The following is a 22356-nucleotide window of genomic DNA, read 5'->3' on the forward strand; positions in this document are numbered from 1 at the left end:
ACCTCCCCCCTCAAGGGGGAGGTGACTATTCCGCCGCCGCCGAATAGCCGACGGTCGCCATCGGCTTGAACTCGTGCTTGTCCTTGCCCGAGACGCGTTCCGACCATGGGTCGACCTGGGCGAATTTCTGGGAGAAGACGAAGCGCTCGTAATAGGCCTTGCGCCTTTCCGTGTCGGTCATGATCTGCCTGCGGATCTCGTCCAGGCCGACGCGTTTCGCCCATTTGTAGATGCGCTCGAGATAGCGGGCCTGCTCGCGATACATCTGGGTGAGCGCGACGATGTGTTCGAGCGCCTCGTCCTCGGTCTTGACCAGGCCCAGGACTTCCGTGCCCTTGATGTCGAGGCCGGCGGCGCCGGCGAAATGGATCTCGAAGCCGGAATCCACGCAGATGACGCCGATGTCCTTGCAGGTCGCCTCGGCGCAGTTGCGCGGACAGCCCGAGACGGCGAGCTTCAGCTTGGCCGGGGTCCAGGAGCCCCACATGAATTTTTCGATGCGGATGCCAAGGCCTGTCGAATCCTGCGTTCCGAAGCGGCACCAGTCGGAGCCGACGCAGGTTTTTACCGTGCGCAACCCCTTGGCATAGGCCTGGCCGGAGATGAAGCCGGCCTTGCCGAGATCGGCCCAGACGGCGGGCAGATCCTCCTTCTCGATGCCGAGCAGGTCGATGCGCTGGCCGCCGGTGACCTTGACCATGGGGATCTCGAACTTGTCGACGACATCGGCGATGGCGCGCAGTTCGGCCGCGTTGGTCACGCCGCCCCACATGCGCGGCACGACGGAATAGGTGCCGTCCTTCTGAATGTTGGCGTGCACCCGCTCGTTGATGTAGCGCGACTGGTAGTCGTCGGCATATTCGTCCGGCCAGTCGCAGACGAGGTAATAGTTGAGCGCCGGGCGGCATTTGGCGCAGCCGCAGGAGGTCTTCCACTCCAGCTCCTGCATCACCGCCGGGATGGTCTTTAGGCCCTTGGCCTTGATCAGGCGGCGGACATCGTCATGGCCGAGCTCCGTGCAGGTACACATCGGGGTAACCGCGGCGGGATTGTATTTGTCGCCCAGCGTCAGCGCCATCAGCTGTTCGACAAGGCCGGTGCAGGAACCGCACGAGGCCGAGGCCTTGGTATGGGCGCGGACGTCGTCGAGCGAGGTCAGGCCCTTGGTCGTGATCGCCCCGGTGATCTTGCCCTTGCAGACGCCGTTGCAGCCGCAGATTTCCGCATCATCCGGCAAGGCTGCAACGGCCGCCGTAGGGTCCAGCGGGCTGCCTCCCTGATAGGCCTGGCCGAAGATCAGGGTGTCGCGCATCGCGGAGATGTCGGCGCCCTTCTTCTTCAGGTCGTTGAACCAGGCGCCGTCGGCCGTCTCGCCATAGAGCACCGTGCCGATGATACGGTTGTCCTTGATGACGAGGCGCTTGTAGACGCCGGCGGTGGCATCGCGCAGCACGATTTCCTGGCGGTCGTCGCCGTCGGCGAAATCGCCGAGCGAATAGAGGTCGATGCCGGTGACCTTGAGCTTGGTCGGTGTGTCGGAATGGACGAAGGCGGGCGTGCGGTCGCCGGCAAGGTGCGAGGCGGCGATCCGCGCCATTTCGTAGAGTGGGGCGACGAGGCCGTAGACCATGCCGCCGACTTCGGCGCATTCGCCGAGCGCCAGAATGTCGCCGTCGGAGGTCTGCATGCCGGCATCGACGACGATGCCGCGGTTGACGGCAAGACCCGCCTCCCTGGCGAGCCCGACATTCGGACGGATGCCGACGGCCATGACCACCAGCGTCGCCGGGATGATCCGGCCGTCGTCGAGTTCGATGCCCTCGACCTTGCCATCGCCGACGATCGCCTTGGTGTTGGCCTTGCAGATCACCTTGATGCCGCGCTCCTCGACGGCCTTCTGCAATAGATAGCCGGCGGCCGGATCGAGCTGGCGCTCCATCAGGGTCGGCATGACATGCAGTACCGTTACGTCCATGCCGCGTGCGCTGAGGCCGGCGGCGGCTTCGAGGCCGAGCAGGCCGCCGCCAATGACGACCGCCTTGTCCCGGGACTGGGCGGCCAGAAGCATGGCCTGCACATCGTCGAGATCGCGATAGGTGATGACCCCCGGCAGATCATTGCCGGGGACGGGAATGATGAAGGGCACCGAGCCGGTGGCGATCACCAGCTTGTCATAGCTCTCCGTCACGCCGTGGTCGGAGGTGACGGTCTTCTTCTCCCGGTCGATCGCGACGATCTTGTGGCCCTTGTAGAGCATGATGCCGTGGTCGACATACCAGCCGTCGCCATGGATGACGATCTGCTCGTAGGTCTTCTCACCCGAGAGAACCGGCGAGAGCATGATGCGGTCGTAGTTGACGCGCGGCTCGGCGTTGAAGATCGTCACGTCGTAGAGGCCGGGGGCCTTTTCGAACAGTTCCTCCAGCATGCGGCCGGGGGCCATGCCGTTGCCGATGATGACGAGTTTTTCTGCCATGGTTCTTACTCCGCGGCTTCGACGAAGCGGTGGCGTTCGTAGAGGAACTTCAGCACGGCTTCGCGGGATTTGAGATAGGTGCGGTCGGAGGCGAGCGCGATGCGATCGCGCGGGCGGGGGATCGGCACATCGAGCACTTCGCCGATTTTGGCCGCCGGGCCGTTGGTCATCATGACGATGCGATCGGACAGGAGCACGGCCTCGTCGACGTCATGGGTGATCATGATCATCGTATTGCCGAGGCGGGAATGGATTTCCATCACGGCATCCTGCAAATGGGCGCGGGTGAGCGCGTCGAGCGCGCCGAAGGGCTCGTCGAGCAGCAGGATCTTCGGTTCCATGGCGAGCGCACGGGCGATGCCGACACGCTGTTTCATGCCGCCGGAAATCTCCGCCGGGCGCTTGTCCCTGGCGTGTCCCATCTGCACGAGATCGAGATTGCGCATGACCCAGTCATGCTTCTCGGCCTTGGTCTTGCGGCCGGCAAACACCTTGTTGACGGCGAGATTGACGTTTTCGTAGACGGTCAACCAGGGCAGCAGCGAGTGGTTCTGGAAGACGACGGCGCGCTCCGGGCCGGGTGCGTTGACCTCGGTGTTTTCGAGCAGGACGGCACCGGAGGAGACCCTCGTCAGGCCGGCGATCAGGTTCAAGAGGGTGGACTTGCCGCAGCCGGAATGGCCGATGATCGAGACGAACTCGCCCTTGTCGATGGTCAGCGTCACGTCCTTCAGCACTTCGGTCGTCGTGCCGGCGCGTTCGAAATTCTTGTCGATATGGTCGATCTTGAGATAGGCGTTCATGGTGTCATCTCCTCAATTGGCCGCTGTGCCGCGGGTGACGACGCTGCCCAAGAGGGCGACCAGCTTGTCGAGGACGAAGCCGGTCACGCCGATATAGGCGAGCGCCACGATGATGTCGGAGAGGCGCGACGAGTTCCACGCATCCCAGATGAAGAAGCCGATGCCGACGCCGCCGGTCAGCATTTCCGCCGCCACGATGGCGAGCCAGGACAGGCCGACGCCGATGCGCAGGCCGGTGAAGATGTAAGGCGCTGCGGCCGGCACCATGATGCGGGCGAAGAATTCCAGCGGGTTGAGGCGCAGAACGCGGGCGATGTTGCGGTAGTCGTCGGGGATGTTGCGCACGCCGACGGCGGTGTTGATGATCACCGGCCAGATCGAGGTGATGAAGATGACGAAGATCGCGGAAGGGTTGCTGTCCTGGAAGGCGGCGAGCGACAGCGGCAGCCAGGCCAGCGGCGGCACGGTGCGCAAGATCTGGAAGATCGGATCGAGGCCGCGCAGCGCCCAGACCGACTGGCCGACGACTGCGCCGAGCAGGACGCCGACGATGGCGGCAAGTCCGAAGCCGATTGCCACGCGTTCGAGCGAAACGAGCACGCGCCAGGCAAGCCCGATGTCCTGCGAGCCGTAGTTGAAGAAGGGGTAGGCGATCAGGTCGAAGCTGTCGATCCAGACCTGCGACGGCGGCGGCAGGCTGGAGCCTGCTTGAGAACAGGTCAGCTGCCAGAGCGCCAGCAGGAGCGCGGCGACGACGAGCGGCGGCACGACATTGCGGGCCATCCCTGCACCGATGCGGCTCAAATCGAGCTTGCGGGCCGGGCGTTTCACCATCTGCACGACGGTGCCGCCCCCGGTCGTCAGGGTGGTGATCGGTACCTCGGTCTTGCGGGCGGTTGCGGTCATGGTGTGGTCCTCTTGCGAGCGGTGTCGGTTGTCGTCGGGGTTTGCCCCTCATCCCACCCTGTCGGCCCCTTCTCCCCAGCGGGGAGAAGGGCCCAGTGGATGCGAGGCGATGAGGGGGCAAATGCACAACATCGCGTGAGCTTCGCTCCCCCTCATCCGGCCCTGTCGGGCCACCTTCTCCCCGGCGGGGAGAAGGGAAATCAGGCGCCGGCCTTGATCGTCAGGCTGTCGAGGTAGGCCTTCGGGTTTTCCGGATCGAAGACCTTGCCGTCGAAGAAGGTTTCCACGCCGCGCGAGGTGGAGGTCGGGATGTCGGCGGCGGCGAGCCCCAGATCGGCTGCTGCCGCGCGCCAGATGTCCTCGCGGTTGACCTTGTCGACCAACGCCTTGATGTCGGTGTCAGCCGAGAACTTGCCCCAGCGGATGTTCTCGGTCAGGAACCAGGTGTCGTGGCTCTTGAACGGATAGGAGGCGTGATCCTTGAAGAACTTCATCTCCAGGCCTGTGTTCTCTTCCATCCGGCCATTGCCGTAGTTGATGTTGCCCTTGAGGCGGCCGGCCACGTCCTTCGGCGGCACGTTGAACCACTGGCGCTTGCCGAGGATCGCCGCCATTTCCTCCTTGTTGTCCATGCTGTCGGCCCAGATCTGGGCCTCGATGACGGCCATCATCAGCGCCTTGGCGGCGTTGGGGTTCTTCTCGATCCAGTCGGAACGCAGGCCGAGCGCCTTTTCAGGGTGGCCCTTCCACAGTTCTCCCGTCGTACAGGCGGTGAAGCCTATGCCCTGGTTGACCAGCTGCTCGTTCCACGGTTCGCCGACGCAGAAGGCGTCCATGTTGCCGACCTTCATGTTGGCGACCATCTGCGGCGGCGGCACGACGATGGTGGAGACGTCCTTGTCCGGATCGATGCCGCCGGCGGCGAGCCAATAGCGGATCCACAGGTCGTGGGTGCCTCCGGGGAAGGTCATCGCGACCTTGATCTCGTTGCCGGCCGCCTTCTTGGCGGCGAAGGCCTCCTTGAGCTTGGAGGCATCCAGGCCGACACCGGTCCCGGCATATTCCTTGGCGACCGAAATGCCCTGGCTGTCGAGATTGAGCCGGGCGACGATCGACATCGGCACCGGCACATTGTTCTGCGTCACCTTGCCGGCGGAGATGAGATAGGGCATCGGGGTGAGGATATGCGCGCCGTCGATGCCGTTCGCCTCGCCGCCGAGCACGAGATTGTCACGGGTGGCGCCCCAGGAGGCCTGCTTGAGGACCTCGACCCCGGTCAGACCATACTTGTCGAACAGGCCCTTTTCCTTGGCGATGATCAGCGGTGCGGCATCGGTGAGCGCGATGAAGCCGAGCTTCAGTCCGGCAACCTCGGGGCCGGCGCCGGCGGCAAAGGCGCCCGAGGGCAGAAGAGCACGCGCGGCGCCGATCACGGCGGCGGCAGCGGAGGTCTTGAGGATACTGCGGCGGCTGAAGCCCATTCCTGTAGTCTTCGTCATGTGCTGTTCCCTTTGCTGGAGACGGAGAGCCGGAAAACGAAAAAACGCCGCTCGGTGAATGCGTCAGCGGGGAGGAGGAGCCCCGGACAGCAAAAACCTTGCGACGTCGATGTCTGATGTGAACGCGCGCTATGCGCTCATCTGCTGCCGGTCGCCATTGACCGGTGCGTATTTATCCAAGCAATCGGCGTGCCAGTTTGGCGCGCTGCGGGTAAGCCGATGTTTCCGCTGGAAGAATATTCGCCTGGCCATGCAGGAGTGGCGCCTGACTAAAAAGAAGCAGTGCCGAACAATTGTGCGACTGCTCTCAGGTCGACTGAAAAGACGCTGGCGAATTGTGCACTGCGCTCGCCGTCAGGCATCCTCGTCGGAGCCATTCGAGGCGCCAAGAGCCCGCACCGGGAAGGCGGCGACATAGTCGGCAATGCGGTTCGGATCGAAGACGTGGCCGTCCATGAAACGATCGTCGGGGGCGGCGCCCTCCAGCCGCACATCGGCGTCCGCCGGCCCATCCGGGCTACCGAGGGCAGCACGATAGAGATCGGGCCGGTAGGCGGACACTGCCACCCTTGCCCCCTCCTCGCTGAATTCCGCCTGCCCCCAGCGGATCATCTGGCTGTAGATCCACAGCGCCTGGCTCGGCCGTGGATAATTGGCGTGGTCACGATGAAAGACGAAGTAGTCGGGGATCGTGCGGCGATGGCCCTTGGAGTCCAGGCTGAACTCGCCGGCCAGGACACGCCGGATGATGCCGACCGGGGCGGCGATGTAGCGAGGTTCGGCGAGCAGCGCGGCGAGCGTGTCGTGGTTTGCCCCGTCGTCGCACCAGCGCGCCGCCGCATCGAGCGCGACAATCAGGCGCGACACCGTCTCGGGATTGGCGCCTGCCCAATCCGGGCGCATGCCGATCACCTTTTCCGGGGCCGAGGGCCAGATGTCCTGTTTGGCGGCGACGATGCGGCCGACGCCACGCTCTGAGGCCACCATGTTCCACGGCGCGCCGACGCAGAAGCCGTCGATCGCGCCGGCAGCCAGCGCATCGGAGGTGAGCGGCGGCGGCACGACGACCAGCTTGACGTCACGGTCGGGATCGATGCCGCCGGCGGCCAGCCAATAGCGGAACTCGTAATTGTGGGAGGAGAAGGGATAGGTCATGCCGAGGGTCGGCGGCTGTTCGCCCCTTTCCCGCATGTCGGCCAGCACCGAGGCAAGGGCACGGGCATTGTCGAGCGCCGACGCCGCATCGTCGAGACCGGTCAGGGCCTGCATGCGCTCGAACAGCCTAAGCGACAGGGTAATGGCATTGCCGCCGCGGCCGAGCGAGAAGGGCGTGATGGTCGGAGACGGATTGGAGCCGAGGCCGAGCATGGAGGCGACCGGCATTGGCGAGAGCATATGGGCGATGTCGAACTGGCGGAAGGCCAACCGGTCGCGGACATTGGCCCAGGAGACGTCGCGCACCAGATCGAGGGCCAGACCTTCCCTGGCGGCGAAGCCGAGTTCCGCCGCGACGATCAGCACCGAGGCATCCATCAGCGGGATGAAGCCGGCACGCAGCACTTTCGCGCCGCGCGCGGTGCCGACCGCCGGCAGGGGCAGACTCGTTCCGCTATCGCTCGGTCGTGTCATGTCATTCACTCCGGCTTCTCCGGATATCGACCGTTGTCAGGGTCTCCATCACATCAACAATCCCGCCGCCGTCACCACGCTCTGGGCGATGTCCGACAGCTTCTTCTTCTCGTTCATAGCCGTCTGGCGCAGAAGAGCGAAGGCCTCTTCCTCGGAAAGGCCACGCATCTTCATCAGAATGCCCTTGGCCCGTTCGATCACCTTGCGCTCTTCCAGCGCGCTCCTGGCATCCGCCAGTTCGCGCTGGAGGCGGCTGAAGGCATTGAAACGGCTCACCGCCATGTCGAGGATCGGCTTGACCCGCTCCTTCTTCAGGCCGTCGACGATATAGGCCGAGACGCCGGCATCGACCGCCGCCTCGATCGAGGCCGTGTCGGAGCGGTCGACGAACATGGCGATCGGCCGCCCGACGGTGCGGGTCAACTGGAACAGGTGTTCCATCATGTCCCGGTTCGGGTTTTCCAGATCGATGATGATGACGTCGGGCTTCAGGTTCTCAATGATCCGGGCGATGCCGTTGACCTCATGCACGACCGTAACGCGCAGGTGCCCCGCCTCCCGCAGGCCTTCCTCGATAATGGAAGCGCGGATGGCGTTCTCATCGATCACGAGGACAGTGAGGTCGGAGTGCATCATGCCCTATAAATGACGCAGCGCAAAAAGCTTGGCAAGCGGTCAATGCCTAGAAAATATGCCGACTTAACTCTGCACACAAATTAAGCACGGATCACAGACGCGTGAGGCCGGGATCACCATCCCGACGGACGAAAACGCCGCCCACGAGGGCGGGGCCGACTTATCACACAGAAGATCCGCGGAGACGCATTACTCGGCGCGGCCGACGCTTTCGTAGACGAAGCCGTGCTTGCGGGCCTCGGACGGCGTGTAGATGTTGCGCAGATCGACAAGGACCGGCGATTTCATCATGTTCTTCAGGCGGGCAAGGTCGAGCGAACGGAACTGCTTCCACTCGGTGATGATGACCAGCGCATCGGCCTCGGCCGCGACCGCATCGACATCGTCGTGGTAGGAGAGTTCCGGCATGACATGGCGGGCCGCCGGCATGCCTTCCGGGTCATGCGCCTTCAGCGTGGCGCCCTTGTCGAGCAGCGCCTGGACGATCGACAGGGCGGGCGATTCGCGGATGTCGTCGGTGTCGGGCTTGAAGGTCAGGCCGAGGATGCCGATCGTCTTGCCGCGCAATTCGCCGCCGACCGCGCGCTCGACCTTGCGGGCCATGGCGCGCTTGCGGGTTTCGTTGATGCCGACGATCGTTTCGATCAGGCGGATGGGGGCATTGTGGTCCTGCGCGGTCTTGACCAGCGCCAGCGTATCCTTGGGGAAGCAGGAGCCGCCGTAGCCCGGTCCGGCGTTGAGGAACTTCAGCCCGATGCGGCTGTCGAGGCCCATGCCGCGCGACACGTCCTGGACATTGGCCCCGACCTGCTCGCAAAGATCGGCGATCTCGTTGATATAGGCGAGCTTCAGCGCCAGGAAGGCGTTGGCGGCATATTTGGTCAGTTCCGCGGTGCGCCGCGAGGTGAACAGGACCGGATGCCTGACCGGATCGAGCGCGCCGTAGACCTCCGCCATGATCGAGCGGGCCCGGTCGTCGTTCATCCCGACCACGACCCGATCCGGCGCCATGAAGTCGTCGATGGCGGCGCCTTCGCGCAGGAATTCGGGGTTGGAGACAACGGCCACGTCGGCATCGGGATTGGCTTCGCGGATGATCCGCTCCAACTGGTCGCCGGTGCCGACCGGCACCGTCGACTTGGTGACGATCACGGTGAAGCCGCGCACCGCGGCAGCGACTTCGCGCGCCGCGGCGAATACATAGGTCAGATCGGCGTGACCATCGCTCTTGCGCGACGGGGTGCCGACTGCAAGGAAGACGACATCGGCATTGCCGACCGGTTCGGCAACCTCGGTGGTGAAATGTAGCCGCCCGGCGGAGACGTTCCTGGAAATCAGTTCATCGAGCCCCGGCTCGAATATCGGCACCTCGCCCCGCTGGAGCTGGACGATCTTCTCGGCCGCCTTGTCGATGCAGACGACATCATGGCCGAATTCCGCCAGGCAGACACCCGAAACCAGTCCGACATAACCTGTGCCAATGATCGCAATACGCACGCCCAGACTCCATTTGGCTCTAAAGGCTGCAAGTGTTTCCGTTCGCTATTCTTGCCGATCTACATGAGGATCGCAGAATTGCGGAAGCAAGAATCCATGGCAGCTCATGCCTTGAATTAAAATTTATTGTTTTCCGGAGAGATGCTTACCGCATTGCAAAACGAAAACCAAGAGCTTCGATCGCGCAAACCGCGGCAGCGCGCTACAAGATCATTCAGCTCGATGGGAGCTCGATCAAACATGGACTCGCAGTCGCCCGACGCGGTCTGTGCAACGCTTTTCGATCTCAGAGCATGCTTGCCGGTTTCGGGACACGCAAAGGCCCCCGCGCCTGGCGGGGGCCTTGTATTCCTGGGTAGTCCTGGTGGGATCGATCAGATCCAGTAGGGCGGAACGCCGTAGTAGTCGTAAACCGAACGGCCGTTATCGCGATACCAGTCCTGACTGTCGTCCCGCAGACGCGGAGCGCGCTCGATCTGCTCTCGGGTAAGGTCGATGCGATAACCGTCGAGCGATTCATCGAAGGTCAGCTTTTCCCACGGCAGAGGATAATAGTCGTCACCAATGCCGAGAAAGCCGCCGAAGCTCAGCACCGCATAGGCAACACGACCGCCGCGCTTTTCGAGAATGATCCGCTTGACCGAACCGATGCGCTCTCCATCGACACCATAAACGGCAGTGCCGTCGACCTTGTCGCTGGCGATCAGGGACGGCGTGTCCTTCACGTAAGGATCGCGGTTCATTGCTTGAGAATTCTGATGCATGCTGCACCTCCTCTTTCTGGTGTGGCGATGGGAGGGAAACGGCCGGCCGGGGTGAAAGTTCCGAATTTACAGGCGGAGGAACCGGTGCCGGCGGGCCAGAGCGAGGCGGCAACGCAGGGATTATTGACGCTTACGTCAAGGTTATATAGAGCTAGCCACTTGAACCGGAATGCCAAAGGCTTAAGCTCACTTGAAGCATCTGGGAGGATGAATGCCCGCCGCGCAGGCGGACATTTCAATGGTCGTCGGGAGGGGAATACATTGACGGACACAACGAACCGCCTGAGCGGGCGGGCAAGTGAAAAGATCTGGCTCACTTCATATCCCCCTTCGGTGCCGGCGGACATAGCGCCCCATGCGCATCCGTCGCTCGGCGCGCTGTTCGAAGCGAGCTGCGCCACCTATGCCGATCGCATAGCCTTCTCCAGCATGGGCCGGGGAATGACTTTCCGCGAACTGGAGATCCAGTCGCGCAAGGTCGGCGCCTGGCTCCAGGCCAAAGGTCTGGTCAAGGGTGACCGCGTCGCGGTGATGACGCCGAACATCCTGCAGAACCCGGTCGCGGTCTACGGCATCCTCCGGGCGGGCCTCACGGTCGTCAACGTCAACCCGCTCTACACGCCGCGCGAACTGCAACATCAGTTGGTGGACTCAGGTTCCAAGGCGATCATCGTGCTGGAAAACTTTGCCGGCACGGTACAGCAGGTGCTGCCCAATACGCCGGTCAAGCATGTGATCGTCGCCACCATGGGCGACATGCTGGGCTTGAAGGGCCACATCGTCAATTTCGTCGTGCGCAAGGTGAAGAAGCTCGTTCCGGCCTGGTCGATCCCGGGACACACCAGCTTCAAGGCGGTTCTCTCCGAGGGCGCCCGCCAGACGCTGAAGCCGGTCGACGTGGTCGCGAGCGACGTTGCGTTCCTGCAATATACCGGAGGCACGACCGGCGTATCCAAGGGTGCGACGCTGACCCATGCCAACCTGCTCGCCAACAAGCAGCAGATCGCCATCTGGCTCGAGGCGGCCTTCGCGATCAAGGGCCGGCCGGAGGTCATGACCTTCATCTGCGCCCTGCCGCTCTATCATATCTTCGCACTCACCGTGAATTCGCTGATGGGGATCGCCACCGGCAGCCATAATGTGCTGATCGCCAATCCCCGCGACATTCCCGCCTTCGTCAAGGAACTGCAGAACCACAAGGCGCATATCTTCCCCGGCCTCAACACGCTGTTCAACGCGCTGATGAACAATCCGGACTTCAAGAACCTCGATTTCTCCTCGCTGTTGCTGGTGCTCGGCGGTGGCATGGCCGTGCAGCGGCCGGTGGCGGAACGCTGGCTGGAAATGACAGGCTGCCCGATCACCGAGGGCTACGGCCTTTCGGAAACCTCGCCGGTCGCCACCGTCAATCGTCTCGACAGCACCGAATTCAGCGGTATGATCGGCCTTCCCCTGCCCTCGACGGATATCGAGATCCGCGACGAGGACGGCGCCACGCTGCCGATCGGCGAAGTCGGCGAAATCTGCATTCGCGGCCCCCAGGTGATGGCCGGTTACTGGCAGCGCCCCGAAGAGACGGCCAAGGTCATGACCGATGACGGCTTCTTCCGCTCGGGCGACATGGGCATGATGAACGAGGGTGGCTACGTCAAGATCGTCGACCGCAAGAAGGACATGATCCTGGTATCGGGCTTCAACGTCTATCCGAACGAGATCGAGGAAGTGGCGGCGATGCATCCGGGCGTGCTCGAATGCGCGGCGATCGGGGTGCCGGATTCGCATTCCGGCGAAGCGGTGAAGATCTTCGTCGTCAAGAAGGATCCGGCGCTGACCGAAGCCGATCTCAAGGCGCATTGTGCCGCGAACCTGACCAATTACAAACGTCCGCGCTTCATCGAGTTCCGCAGCGAGTTGCCGAAGTCGAATGTCGGCAAGATCCTGCGGCGCGAACTGCGCGACAGCGAGCCGGCCAAGTAAAGCGGCGCTTCAGGGAGCCACGACAGACGCCCGGAATTGCCAAGTGCAGTCCGGGCGTTTTCATGCGCTTGATCGCCAGCGCCGCCCAGAATAGGGTCGCCTTCATCTCCGCCAAATCAGGGACATGAAGATGCAGGCAATCATCGACAAGCTCACGAGCACCGCCGCGGCCACCCGGGCCGAGGATCTGCGCGCCGCCTTTGCCGCTGACAACCAGCGCTTCACCCGATACAGCGCCGCGCTCGACGACCTGCTGATGGACTATTCCAAATGCGCGGTGAACGACGAGATCATGGTCCTGCTCGAAGAGCTTTGCGCCGGCGTTGCCGAAAAGCGCGAGGCGATGTTTGCCGGTGAGTCGATCAACTTTACCGAGGGACGTGCCGTCCTGCACACCGCCTTGCGCAACAGGTCGAACGCGCCGGTCATGGTCGACGGCCGCGACGTCATGCCCGAGGTCAATGCCGTGCTTGCCGCCATGGGCCGCTTCGCCGAAGGGATCCGCTCGGGCTCACTCACGGGCTCGACCGGCAAGGCGATCACCGATGTGGTCAATATCGGAATCGGCGGTTCCGACCTGGGCCCGGTGATGGCGACGCTGGCGCTCGCCCCCTTTCATGACGGCCCGCGCCTGCACTTCGTCTCCAATGTCGACGGCGCCCATATCGCCGACACGCTGAAGATCCTTTCCGCCGAGACGACGCTGTTCATCATCGCCTCCAAGACGTTTACGACGATCGAGACCATGACCAATGCGCAGACGGCGCGGCGGTTCGTTGCCGAAAAGCTCGGCGAGGCCGCGGTCGGCAAGCACTTTGCCGCCGTCTCGACCGCATTGGACAAGGTCGCCGCCTTCGGCATCGACCCCGAGCGCGTGTTCGGCTTCTGGGACTGGGTCGGCGGGCGCTATTCGATCTGGTCGGCGATCGGCCTGCCGCTGATGATCGCCATCGGCGAAGACGACTTCGGGCGCTTCCTCGACGGCGGCCATGCGATGGACCAGCATTTCCGTCACGCGCCATTCGAAAAGAACCTGCCCATGCTGCTCGGCGCGATCGGCGTCTATCACCGCAATGTGCTCGGCTACCAGACGCGCGCAATCCTGCCTTACGACCAGCGACTGTCGCGCTTTCCCGCCTATCTGCAGCAGCTCGACATGGAATCGAACGGCAAGAGCGTCACCATAGACGGCAAGCCGGTGGCCGGCAGCTCCGGCCCGGTGGTCTGGGGCGAGCCCGGCACCAACGGCCAGCACGCCTTCTACCAGCTGATCCACCAGGGGACGAGCGTCATCCCGGCCGAGTTCCTGATCGCCGCACGAGGCTTCGAACCGGAGCTGCGCCACCAGCACGAACTGCTGATCGCCAATTGCCTGGCGCAGTCCGAAGCCCTGATGAAAGGGCGCACTCTCGCCGAGGCCAGGGCCCAGCTGACCTCCAAGGGCATGGACGAGGAGAAGGCCGATTTCATCGCCCCACACCGGGTGTTCTCCGGCAATCGTCCGTCGATCACCTTCGTCTACGACCAGCTGACGCCCTATACGCTCGGTCGGCTGATCGCGCTCTACGAGCACCGCGTATTCGTCGAGGGGGTGATCTTCCGGATCAATTCCTTCGACCAATGGGGCGTGGAACTCGGCAAGGAACTGGCGACCGGGCTTTTGCCGGTGATCGAGGGGAAGGTGGCCGCGACCGGGCATGACAGCTCGACCGCCGGCCTCGTCGCGACCCTGCTCTCGAGGGCGAAATAACCGCGCGGCAAGAATGACGGGTGTCGGAGGCTCGCGTCAGACGAGGCCGATTTCGTCTGCATAGGGCGGGTTGGCGCCGGCGCGCGAGACCGTGACGGCGGCCGCCCTGGCGCCCAATTCGAGGGCGGAGCGAACCGCCGCCTCGTCCAGATTGGCGACCTTGGCCTTCGTCAAGAGACCCTGGCGCTTCAGCGATGCCAGGATGCCCGCATCGAAGGTATCGCCGGCTCCGACCGTATCGACCACTTCGACCCGCTGGCTCGGCACGGAGACCTTGAAGCGCTCGGTATAGCCGGTCGCACCGTCCGCGCCGCGGGTGATGACGACCAGCTTCGCGCCCGTCTCCAGCCAATGCCGGGCCAGATCGTCATGGCTGCCGGACAGGCCGAACCATTCGAGATCCTCGTCGGAGAACTTGAGGATGTCGGACATGGCCGCCATGCGGTTGATCCGGGCCATGTGCGCCGCCTTGTCCCTGATGAAGCCGGGCCGGATGTTGGGATCGAGGGAGATGACGCGGGTTTGATACTCGCGCGCCATCAGCGCTTCGTAGGTCGAGCCGCAGGGCTCGGGGATGAGGCTGATCGCGCCGAAATGCAATGCCTCGCAATCCGCGCCCAGCACCGGAAGATCGGCGGGCGAAATCATCCGGCCGGCGGTGTTTTCGTCATAGAAGGCATAGCTTGCATGGCCGTCGACCAGTTTGACGAAGGCGATCGTCGTCGGCCTGGACGACGTCGCGCAGAAACGGAAGTCGACCCCGCTCGACGTCAGGGTATCGCGCAGGATGTCGCCCATCATGTCGTCGGAAAGGCCGGTGAAGAAGCCGGTCGGGATGCCGAGCCGGCCAAGGGCGATCGCCGTGTTGAAGATGGCGCCGCCGGCGTAAGGGGCAAAGGCCCGCTCACCCCGTGTCGATTCGCGCGGCAACATGTCGATCAGCGCTTCTCCACAACACAAGATCATTCGACCGTTCTCCCGATATGTCCCGTAGCCGGAATGGATTTCAATCGATTTAATCCATCCTGCATGAAAATGCCAGCCCCGTATCAGCCGAGCGAAGACACCCCGCCATTGCGGCCGGACCAGGCGAGCGGCGCATCGAGGAAGGCCTCGACCTCGGATAGCGTCTTGTCGTCGAACAGCTTGCGCTCGCGGGCGACGGCCAGCACGTTGCGCCAGGTGGCGATGTGGTGGAGGGTGACATTGCCGTTGGTGAAGCGCTCCTCGGCCTCCGGAAAGATGCCATAGTAGAAGAGGGCGATGCCATGATCGACGACGCCGCCGGCGGCGCGGATCGCATCGATGAACTTGAACATGCTGCCGCCCGCCGTCGTCAGGTCCTCGATCACCAGGACACGTGCACCTTCCGGCATATGGCCTTCGATCTGGGCGTTGCGACCGTGACCCTTCGGCGCCTTGCGCACGTAGATCATCGGCAGGCCGAGCCGTTCGGCGAGGAAGGCGGCAAAGGGAATGCCGGCCGTCTCGCCGCCGGCCACGACGTCGAACTGCTCGAAGCCGGCATTGCGCATCACAGTGGCGGCAGCGAAATCCATGATCGCCGAGCGAATGCGCGGATAGGAGATCAGCTTGCGGCAATCGATATAAACCGGGCTCATCATGCCGGAGGACAGCTTGTAGGGCTTGTCGGCGGAAAAATGCACCGCCTTGATCTCCCACAGCATCTTCGCCATCAATTCCGCCATGACGGCGGGTTCGGGAAAGGTCGTCTGGATCATTTCGGCTCCTGTCGCGTTACGGCATCCGAAAGCGGCCAATAGCAGCAACGCGGCGCACTGGCCAGCGCCACCGGCCATGGCGGCGGCCTCATCCGCACGAATCTTAACGCCTGCGAGGAACAGGAGTTGCGTTCCGCCTTCGACAGGGCACCATTGGTCCCCCTCGCCCACCCATCAAGACGAACACTGGAAACAGGAAGAACGAACATGAACGCCATCGCCATTCAACCGCTGATCGCACTGATTGCCGGCATTCTCATCCTGATCATGCCGCGCCTGCTCAATTACGTGATCGCGATCTATCTGATCATTGTCGGCGTGACCGGGCTTTGGCCGAACCTGACGAGCGGGCTCAATCTCTAATCTTCAGTTCACGTCCCAGAACAAGTCGAACATCGGATCGAAGACGGTCACCGGACCGGCTCCGGTCTCGATCTTTGCCGGATAGGACACCGGCGTGTCGCGCCGCACCAGCGTGATCGTATCCTCGTTGGGAGCAAGGCCGTACCAGGCCGGACCGTTCAGCGAGGCAAAGGCCTCGAGCTTGTCGAGCGCGTTTTCCTGTTCGAAAACATGGGCCAGACAGCTCATCGTGTTGATCGAGGTGTAAATGCCGGCGCAGCCGCAGGCGCATTCCTTCAAGGGATCGACGTGGGGTGCGGAATCGGTGCCGAGGAAGAAACGGCGATCCCCGGAAGTCGCGGCGGCCCGCAGCGCCAGACGATGGCTCTCGCGCTTGGCGACCGGCAGGCAATAGTAGTGCGGCTTGATGCCGCCAACCAGGATGGCATTGCGGTTGATGATCAGATGGTGGGTGGTGATCGAGCCGGCAATGTTGCGCTCGGCCGAGCGGATATAGTCGATGCCGTCCGAGGTGGTCACGTGTTCCATCGTCACCTTCAAGTCCGGCAGACGCCGGCGCAGCGGATCGAGCACGGTATCGATGAAGACCTTTTCGCGGTCGAAGATGTCGACCTCGGGCGTCGTCACTTCGCCATGGACGCAGAGCGGCAGGCCGATCTTCGCCATGCGTTCCAGCACCGGCATGGCCTTTGCCATGTCGCGCACGCCGCCGTGGGAGTTGGTGGTGGCGCCGGCGGGATAGAGCTTCACGGCGGTGACGAGACCACTCCTTGCGCCCTCCTCCACATCGTCCGGGCTCGTGTCCTCGGTGAGGTAGAGGGTCATCAGCGGCTCGAAGCGGTCGCCCTTCGGCAGGGCCGCCATGATGCGGTCGCGATAAGCCTTCGCATCCGCCGTCGTGACGACCGGCGGCACGAGGTTGGGCATGATGATGGCACGGGCGAAATGCCGGCTGGTATCGCCGATCACGCCTTCGAGCATGGCGCCGTCGCGCAGATGCAAGTGCCAGTCATCGGGGCGGCGGATGGTGATCGAGCGCATGACAAAACCTCCGGGCATGGTCGGTGGCCCGCAGATAGCATGTTCTCGGATCGGATCAAACCTGCCTTTAGGCGACCTTGCCGGAAAGGGCAGCCAGCGTCCGTTCCGCTTCCTCCAGCTGCTCGCGCCGGTCGTTCTCCATGATGGCCTTGATCTTCGGCAGGGCACGCTCGAAGGCGGCGACGCAGTCCGGATCGAACTGGGTGCCGGCGCGACCGAGGATATGTTCCACCGTGCGCTCGAAAGACCATGCCGGCTTGTAGGGTCGCTCGGTCGTCAGGGCGTCGAAATTATCGGCGATGCACACAACGCGGCCGGAGATCGGGATCACCGTGCCGGCCAGGCGGTTCGGGTAACCCTGGCCGTCCCAGCGTTCGTGATGGCTGGCGGCGATTTCCGATGCGAGTTGCAGCAGTGAGGAATGCGAGCGGGCGAGGATGTCGCTGCCGATCTGCGCATGCGCCTGCATCTGCCGGTACTCGGCCTCGGTCAGGCGCCCCTGCTTGAGGAGCACGGTGTCCGGCATCGCCACCTTGCCGATGTCGTGCATCGGCGCCGCTAGGCGGATGTCGTTGCAGAACTGTTCAGGCAGACCGAGCTCGAGCGCGATCGCCTCGGAATAGGCGGCCACCCGCAGGGTGTGGCGCGAGGTCTCCGGATCCTTGTAGCCGGCGGCAAGCGTCAGGCGGTGGATGATCTCCTGCTCGCGCTGGCGCAGTTCGAAGACCGCCCGGTCGACCTCGCGGCGCAACCATTCGGCCTGGTCGGCGAGCTGGCGGCGGGCCCGGGCGAGCGACACGATGTTCTGCACGCGCGCCTGGAACTCGACCGGGTTGATCGGCTTTGTCAGGAAATCGATGGCACCGGCATTGAGTGCCGCCATGCGCGTCGTCATGTCCTTGTCGGCCGTGACGAAGATCACCGGAACCTGGGCATATTTCTCGAAACGGACGATCTCGGTGAAAAGCTCGACGCCATTATAGACCGGCATCTGGTAGTCGATGATCGCGATGTCGAAATCGAGTTCCGGAAGAGCGGACAGAACCGCATCGGGACTGGCGAAAGCGAGCGCCTCGCAGTTTTCCAGCTTGCCGACGAGTTTCGTCAACAGCTTCAGGTTGGTGCTGTTGTCATCCACCAGCAAAATACGCATAGACGCCTCCTTCACTCTCAAGCTACCAGTTTGAATTTCAGGGTTTCGATTTCATCGCTCAGCCTGTCGACGTCAGCGGGTGACGGCCTGACGCGGCGAAGCGCATGCGCCTTGTCGGCGATGTCGTTCAGGCCGACATTGACGGCTGCGCCCTTGATCGTGTGCAGGACACGATCGATCCTTTCGGGATCATGGTTGGCCAGCGCGACGTGCAGATCCTTGATCAGGGATGCCGCATCATCGAAGAAGGACTCGACCAGTTCGCGGAAGACGTCTTCGCCGAGCGCATCGACCAGTTCGGAATGCCGCGCCTCGTCAAGGCCCTCGATCGACAGGGCCGGCAGGTCGACGTCGTCGATGATGATCGGTTCCGGCAGGCCTATATCGTCCTGCTCGGCGTCATCGTGCCCGGTGGCCGGGAATTGCGCGATCGACTGTATCACGTTGCGCAGCCTTTCCATTGTTATCGGCTTGGACTCGAAGCCGGCCATGCCCGCCTCGATGCAGCGTCGCCGGTCGTCGTCGGAGGCATTGGCGGTCATCGCGATGATCGGCGTGGTCGAGCACGCTCCGCCCTCGGCGATGATGCGGCGGGTCGCCTCGATGCCGTCCATCACCGGCATCTGCATGTCCATCAGAATCGTGTCGAAGGGCTGCTCCCTGGCGATCGAGACGGCTTCCGCGCCGTCCCTGGCCACCACGACCTCCTGGCCCAGGCGAGCGAGGAAACGGGTCGCGACAAGCTGGTTTACCCGATTGTCCTCGACCAGCAGGATCCTGAGGCGAGGCAAGGGCGCCTTGTCCTGCCCACCGGCCTGGCGTCGGACCTCGTCCTTGCCGACGGCGACGACCGCAAGCTCGAACCAGAAGATGCTTCCGACGCCGACCGTGCTGCTCATGCCCAGCTCGCCGCCGAGCTTTTCGACGATCTGCTTGCAGATCGTCAGCCCAAGGCCGGTGCCGCCATACTTGCGGCTGATCGAGGCATCGACCTGCGAAAACGGCTTGAACAGCTTGGCAAGCCCCGCCTCGTCGATGCCGATACCGGTATCCTCGACCTCGAAACGAAGCATCAGCTTGCCGTGCCGATAAAATTCGCGAAGACGCAAGGTCACCGTTCCCCTGGTGGTGAACTTGGCCGCGTTCGACAGGAGATTGAGCAGGACCTGGCGCAGGCGCGTCGGATCGGTGCGCACATAGAGCGCGTCGAGGGAATAGGGGATGTCGAGGACGATCGAATTGCCGTGGTCGTCGGCCCGGCCGCGAATGATGCTGACGGTGGTCTCCGACAGGGCGCGGATGTCGACGGCACGCTCCTCGAGCTCGAGCTTGCCGTGCTCGATCTTGGAATAGTCGAGGATCTCGTTGATGACTTCCAGCAACGCCTCGCCGGAGGAGCGAATGGTCTTGACGCTGGACAGCGCATCTTCCGGAAGCTCGGAGAATTCGAGGAGCTCCGACATGCCGAGAATGGCGTTGAGCGGCGTGCGGATCTCGTGGCCCATCGTCGCCATGAACTGCGACTTGGCGCGGTTGCCGGCATCCGCCGCCTCGTAGGCTTCCGTCAGGCGCTGGGCCATGCCCTCGAGTTCAAGCCCCGCCTTGCGCACCGACTTCAGCTGCCGGCGCAAGGTGACGACAAGGAACACGACCGAGACCATGAGCAAGGCCAGCATGATCGCCGAAGTCTTCTCGAGGTCGAGAATGGTGGCGCGCGCATCGGCCCGTTCGGCGCTCAGTTGCATATTGGTCTGAACGAGGAGGTCTTCGGTCAGCTTGACCAGGCCCGCCAGCGCAAGGTCGAGCTTTTCCAGTTCGGCGGCATTCGGAATGGTGCCCTCGGCGTAGCGGTCAAAAGCCGGCTGGATAGCGGCAGCCGTCGTCTCGATCTCGCCGAGCAAGCGCAGGATCTTGGGATCCTCGGTGAAATAGCTGCTGAACTTCGATTCCTTCACCACCTGCACGCGCGAATGGAGAATGTCATAGCGCAGCGAGAGTTCGTCGATGAGGACCTTGCTCGGCGACTGACGGCGCAGGTCGGCGAGGCTGTCGTCAAGGGTGCGCGCCTCGCGATCCAGCTGGTAGACCGACCACACGGCGTTCTCGCGAATGCCGTCCTGGAGGAATCGGAACTGGCGTGAAATGTCGACGAAGAGCATGATCAGCACCAGCAGAAGCACGGCCGACAGGATTTGCAGGATCAGGGTGGTGCTCCCTGCCTTGCGCATGATGTCGGCGGTTCTGCGGACGCGTGTCACCGAAGGACCTCGATTTCCCCGATCTGCCAGACCGAACGCGCGAAGTATTTTTCGTTGTAGAGCGCCCGATCCTGGTCGAAGGGATAGACCAGCATGGATGGCCCCTTGGTCCGCACGGTCATGATCTTGCCGTCGAGCCGCGTGGCCAGGATGGTGTCGATGTCGCGGGCATCGGAAATAGGCAATTCCGCGGAATAGCCGTTGAGGGCGCGAATGATCAGACGGCTGCCGTCTGCGCCCGCGGCTTCAAGCACTTCGCGCAGGAAGGGACCGGAGAACTCGACTTCGCCTTGCGTCCACGGTGTCTCCATGGTCACGCGCCTCCCTTCAAGCCCTTCCAGCATGGAAAGGTCGAAGACCGCCGATCCGTCGCGATTGGGCTGCGCGACGGCGCCGCTGATCGTGAGGATGACAGGACCTTTCGGCACATCCAGTTCTGCGGCCGGGGCGGCGGCGAGCAGAGCGGCGAAAATGAAGGTGAGAGCGGATTTCATGCGTGCACTCGTCAGGAACGATCGGTCTCAGATGGCCAAGGCCGCGGGATCCGTGCGGTGTCCCAGACAGGACGAAATCAGCGAGCGAAAGGCGACGGCCTCCACCGGCTTGGTGAGGAAGTCGGTCACGCCCCCTTGCCGCGCGGCTTCGCGCAGGCCCGGCTCTTGATCGGCGGTGACCATGACGACGGGAACTTCATCGTAACGGGAGGTCATACGGATCGCCTTGACGAACTGGAGACCGCTCATTCCGGGAAGGATGTGGTCGACGATCAGCATGGCGAAAAGCCTGTTGTGGCACATCGTCAGCGCCTTGCCCGCGTCCGGCTCGATGACGATTTCCTCGTCGGTCACCTTTCTGGCAAGGTGCTTCAGGATCATCGCATTGGTCGGATTGTCTTCCACGATCAAAATGGCCATGCCCGCTTCCCTTCGCTGCAAACCGCCTACCCTTAGGCGATCTCTAGCAAAGGGAGGCTGCGATAGGCTGAACCATTTTGAATCAATTTTACCGATTGCTACTTTAAGTCGGCCTTAATCAATTAGCGGCGACTAAAGCGCAAGGCGGAGGCCCGCGGGTCGGCAAGCGTCTTTCCCGTGCGGCTATCGGGACCCGTCGATCAACCCTCGAGAGCGCGGGAAATGCGCCGGGAAAGCTCGACGGGATTCTTCAAGATGATGGCGCGGCTGGTCCGCTCGATCACCTGTTCGCGGATCAGGCGCGACATCTCGCGCGAAACGGTTTCCCGGCTCGAACCGATGTGCTCGGCGAGTTCGGCATGAACCATGGGCGGAGAGATGATGCGCTCGCGCCCGCCATCGCCGCGCAGGCGCGAAAGACGCAGCAGCGCATTGTAGAGGCGGTGCTTGGTGTCGAGAAAGGAAAGCTCCGAGATCCGCTCGTTCATCGCCCGTATGCGCCGCGACAGGAGTTGCATCAACCCCAGGCACACGTCCCGATGCGCCTCGAGAACATCGTGAAAGACGGCATAGGGGATGACGGTGACAACGGCGTCCGTGACCGCCATGAGGCTTGCCGAACGGGACAGACCGTCAATCGCCGACAGTTCGCCCAAGAGGTCCCCGCGGCGAAAGGTTCCAAGGATCGCCTCCTTGCCCACGGTGAAGCGCAGGACAGCGCGGATTTCCCCGCTCTGCACGACGAAGACGTCCTTGGACAGGTCCTCGAAGTCGACTAGACTTTCGCCCGCGCATAGATTTCTGGTATGGCAACGCGACAGCAGTTCATTGTCTTCCTCGGCCGTCAGGCTGGCAAATATTGCGGTGCCCCGCAGCGTGGAAAGACAGGGCACGTTATTCGGCGGAATGGCTCCCACGATCAGATTATCTTCCATTTTTCTTGTTCTT

General features: G+C 63.2%; 19 protein-coding genes. 3 read left to right on the forward strand and 16 right to left on the reverse strand.

The genetic code is table 11. The features are described 5' to 3' along the window. Positions 1-25: 25 nt before the first annotated feature. The 8 genes from nirB to DYZ14_RS00040 all read right to left on the reverse strand — a co-directional run bounded on the left by nirB (position 26) and on the right by DYZ14_RS00040 (position 10210). The gene (gene nirB, locus DYZ14_RS00005) at positions 26-2476 is read right to left on the reverse strand and encodes a nitrite reductase large subunit NirB (protein ID WP_154718773.1); all 2451 of its coding nucleotides are present in this window, start codon (positions 2474-2476) and stop codon (positions 26-28) included. Positions 2477-2481: 5 nt separating this feature from the next. Beyond that, positions 2482-3279 (reverse strand): ABC transporter ATP-binding protein, encoded by a 798-nt coding sequence (locus DYZ14_RS00010; protein ID WP_154718774.1) that lies wholly within the window; start codon positions 3277-3279, stop codon positions 2482-2484. A 12-nt stretch (positions 3280-3291) separates the two neighbouring features. After that, positions 3292-4185: a nitrate ABC transporter permease gene (gene ntrB, locus DYZ14_RS00015; RefSeq protein ID WP_154718775.1), complete on the reverse strand. Its 894-nt coding sequence runs from the start codon at positions 4183-4185 to the stop codon at positions 3292-3294. A gap of 200 nt (positions 4186-4385) precedes the next feature. Beyond that, entirely contained in the window at positions 4386-5684 is a 1299-nt protein-coding gene (locus DYZ14_RS00020) for a CmpA/NrtA family ABC transporter substrate-binding protein (protein WP_154718776.1), read from the reverse strand. A gap of 354 nt (positions 5685-6038) precedes the next feature. After that, positions 6039-7313, reverse strand: a complete 1275-nt coding sequence (locus tag DYZ14_RS00025; RefSeq protein WP_154718777.1) for a CmpA/NrtA family ABC transporter substrate-binding protein — start codon at positions 7311-7313, stop codon at positions 6039-6041. Between the two features lie 48 nt (positions 7314-7361). Continuing rightward, the gene (locus DYZ14_RS00030; protein WP_115668580.1) at positions 7362-7949 is read right to left on the reverse strand and encodes an ANTAR domain-containing response regulator; all 588 of its coding nucleotides are present in this window, start codon (positions 7947-7949) and stop codon (positions 7362-7364) included. A 189-nt stretch (positions 7950-8138) separates the two neighbouring features. Continuing rightward, the gene (locus DYZ14_RS00035) at positions 8139-9446 is read right to left on the reverse strand and encodes a UDP-glucose dehydrogenase family protein (protein ID WP_154718778.1); all 1308 of its coding nucleotides are present in this window, start codon (positions 9444-9446) and stop codon (positions 8139-8141) included. 374 nt (positions 9447-9820) lie between these two features. Continuing rightward, positions 9821-10210: a PRC-barrel domain-containing protein gene (locus DYZ14_RS00040; protein WP_154718779.1), complete on the reverse strand. Its 390-nt coding sequence runs from the start codon at positions 10208-10210 to the stop codon at positions 9821-9823. Between the two features lie 207 nt (positions 10211-10417). Here DYZ14_RS00040 and DYZ14_RS00045 point away from each other — a divergent pair, with 207 nt between their 5' ends. Then, a complete protein-coding gene (locus tag DYZ14_RS00045; RefSeq protein WP_154718780.1) occupies positions 10418-12187 on the forward strand; it encodes a long-chain fatty acid--CoA ligase in 1770 nt (589 codons plus the stop codon). A gap of 130 nt (positions 12188-12317) precedes the next feature. Next, a complete protein-coding gene (gene pgi / locus DYZ14_RS00050; RefSeq protein WP_154718781.1) occupies positions 12318-13937 on the forward strand; it encodes a glucose-6-phosphate isomerase in 1620 nt (539 codons plus the stop codon). Positions 13938-13973: 36 nt separating this feature from the next. Here pgi and DYZ14_RS00055 read toward each other — a convergent pair whose 3' ends face one another. After that, positions 13974-14903: a carbohydrate kinase family protein gene (locus tag DYZ14_RS00055; RefSeq protein ID WP_154718782.1), complete on the reverse strand. Its 930-nt coding sequence runs from the start codon at positions 14901-14903 to the stop codon at positions 13974-13976. Positions 14904-14986: 83 nt separating this feature from the next. Continuing rightward, positions 14987-15679: an orotate phosphoribosyltransferase gene (locus tag DYZ14_RS00060; protein WP_154718783.1), complete on the reverse strand. Its 693-nt coding sequence runs from the start codon at positions 15677-15679 to the stop codon at positions 14987-14989. Between the two features lie 207 nt (positions 15680-15886). Here DYZ14_RS00060 and DYZ14_RS00065 point away from each other — a divergent pair, with 207 nt between their 5' ends. Then, positions 15887-16042 (forward strand): DUF3096 domain-containing protein, encoded by a 156-nt coding sequence (locus tag DYZ14_RS00065; protein WP_154718784.1) that lies wholly within the window; start codon positions 15887-15889, stop codon positions 16040-16042. Between the two features lie 3 nt (positions 16043-16045). On the opposite strand, the gene pyrC is transcribed toward DYZ14_RS00065, so the two are convergent. The 6 genes from pyrC to DYZ14_RS00095 form a co-directional block, all read right to left on the reverse strand. After that, the gene (pyrC, locus tag DYZ14_RS00070) at positions 16046-17083 is read right to left on the reverse strand and encodes a dihydroorotase (protein WP_154718785.1); all 1038 of its coding nucleotides are present in this window, start codon (positions 17081-17083) and stop codon (positions 16046-16048) included. A 67-nt stretch (positions 17084-17150) separates the two neighbouring features. After that, a complete protein-coding gene (locus DYZ14_RS00075) occupies positions 17151-18236 on the reverse strand; it encodes a response regulator (protein ID WP_154718786.1) in 1086 nt (361 codons plus the stop codon). A 17-nt stretch (positions 18237-18253) separates the two neighbouring features. Beyond that, positions 18254-20494, reverse strand: a complete 2241-nt coding sequence (locus tag DYZ14_RS00080; RefSeq protein WP_232365392.1) for an ATP-binding protein — start codon at positions 20492-20494, stop codon at positions 18254-18256. Then, complete coding sequence (locus DYZ14_RS00085) at positions 20491-20988, reverse strand: molybdopterin-dependent oxidoreductase (protein ID WP_154718787.1); 498 nt, start codon at positions 20986-20988, stop codon at positions 20491-20493. The genes DYZ14_RS00080 and DYZ14_RS00085 overlap by 4 nt, the downstream gene beginning before the upstream one ends. Positions 20989-21015: 27 nt before the next feature. Continuing rightward, positions 21016-21408, reverse strand: coding sequence for a response regulator (locus DYZ14_RS00090; RefSeq protein ID WP_154718788.1), 393 nt, complete (start codon positions 21406-21408; stop codon positions 21016-21018). A 200-nt stretch (positions 21409-21608) separates the two neighbouring features. Continuing rightward, positions 21609-22343 carry a Crp/Fnr family transcriptional regulator gene (locus DYZ14_RS00095; protein ID WP_154718789.1) on the reverse strand — a complete coding sequence of 245 codons (735 nt, stop codon included), beginning with the start codon at positions 22341-22343 and terminating at the stop codon, positions 21609-21611. Positions 22344-22356 lie beyond the last annotated feature (13 nt).

The organism is Ciceribacter sp. T2.26MG-112.2 (genome assembly GCF_900492205.1).
GTDB classification, from domain to species: domain Bacteria; phylum Pseudomonadota; class Alphaproteobacteria; order Rhizobiales; family Rhizobiaceae; genus Allorhizobium; species Allorhizobium naphthalenivorans_A.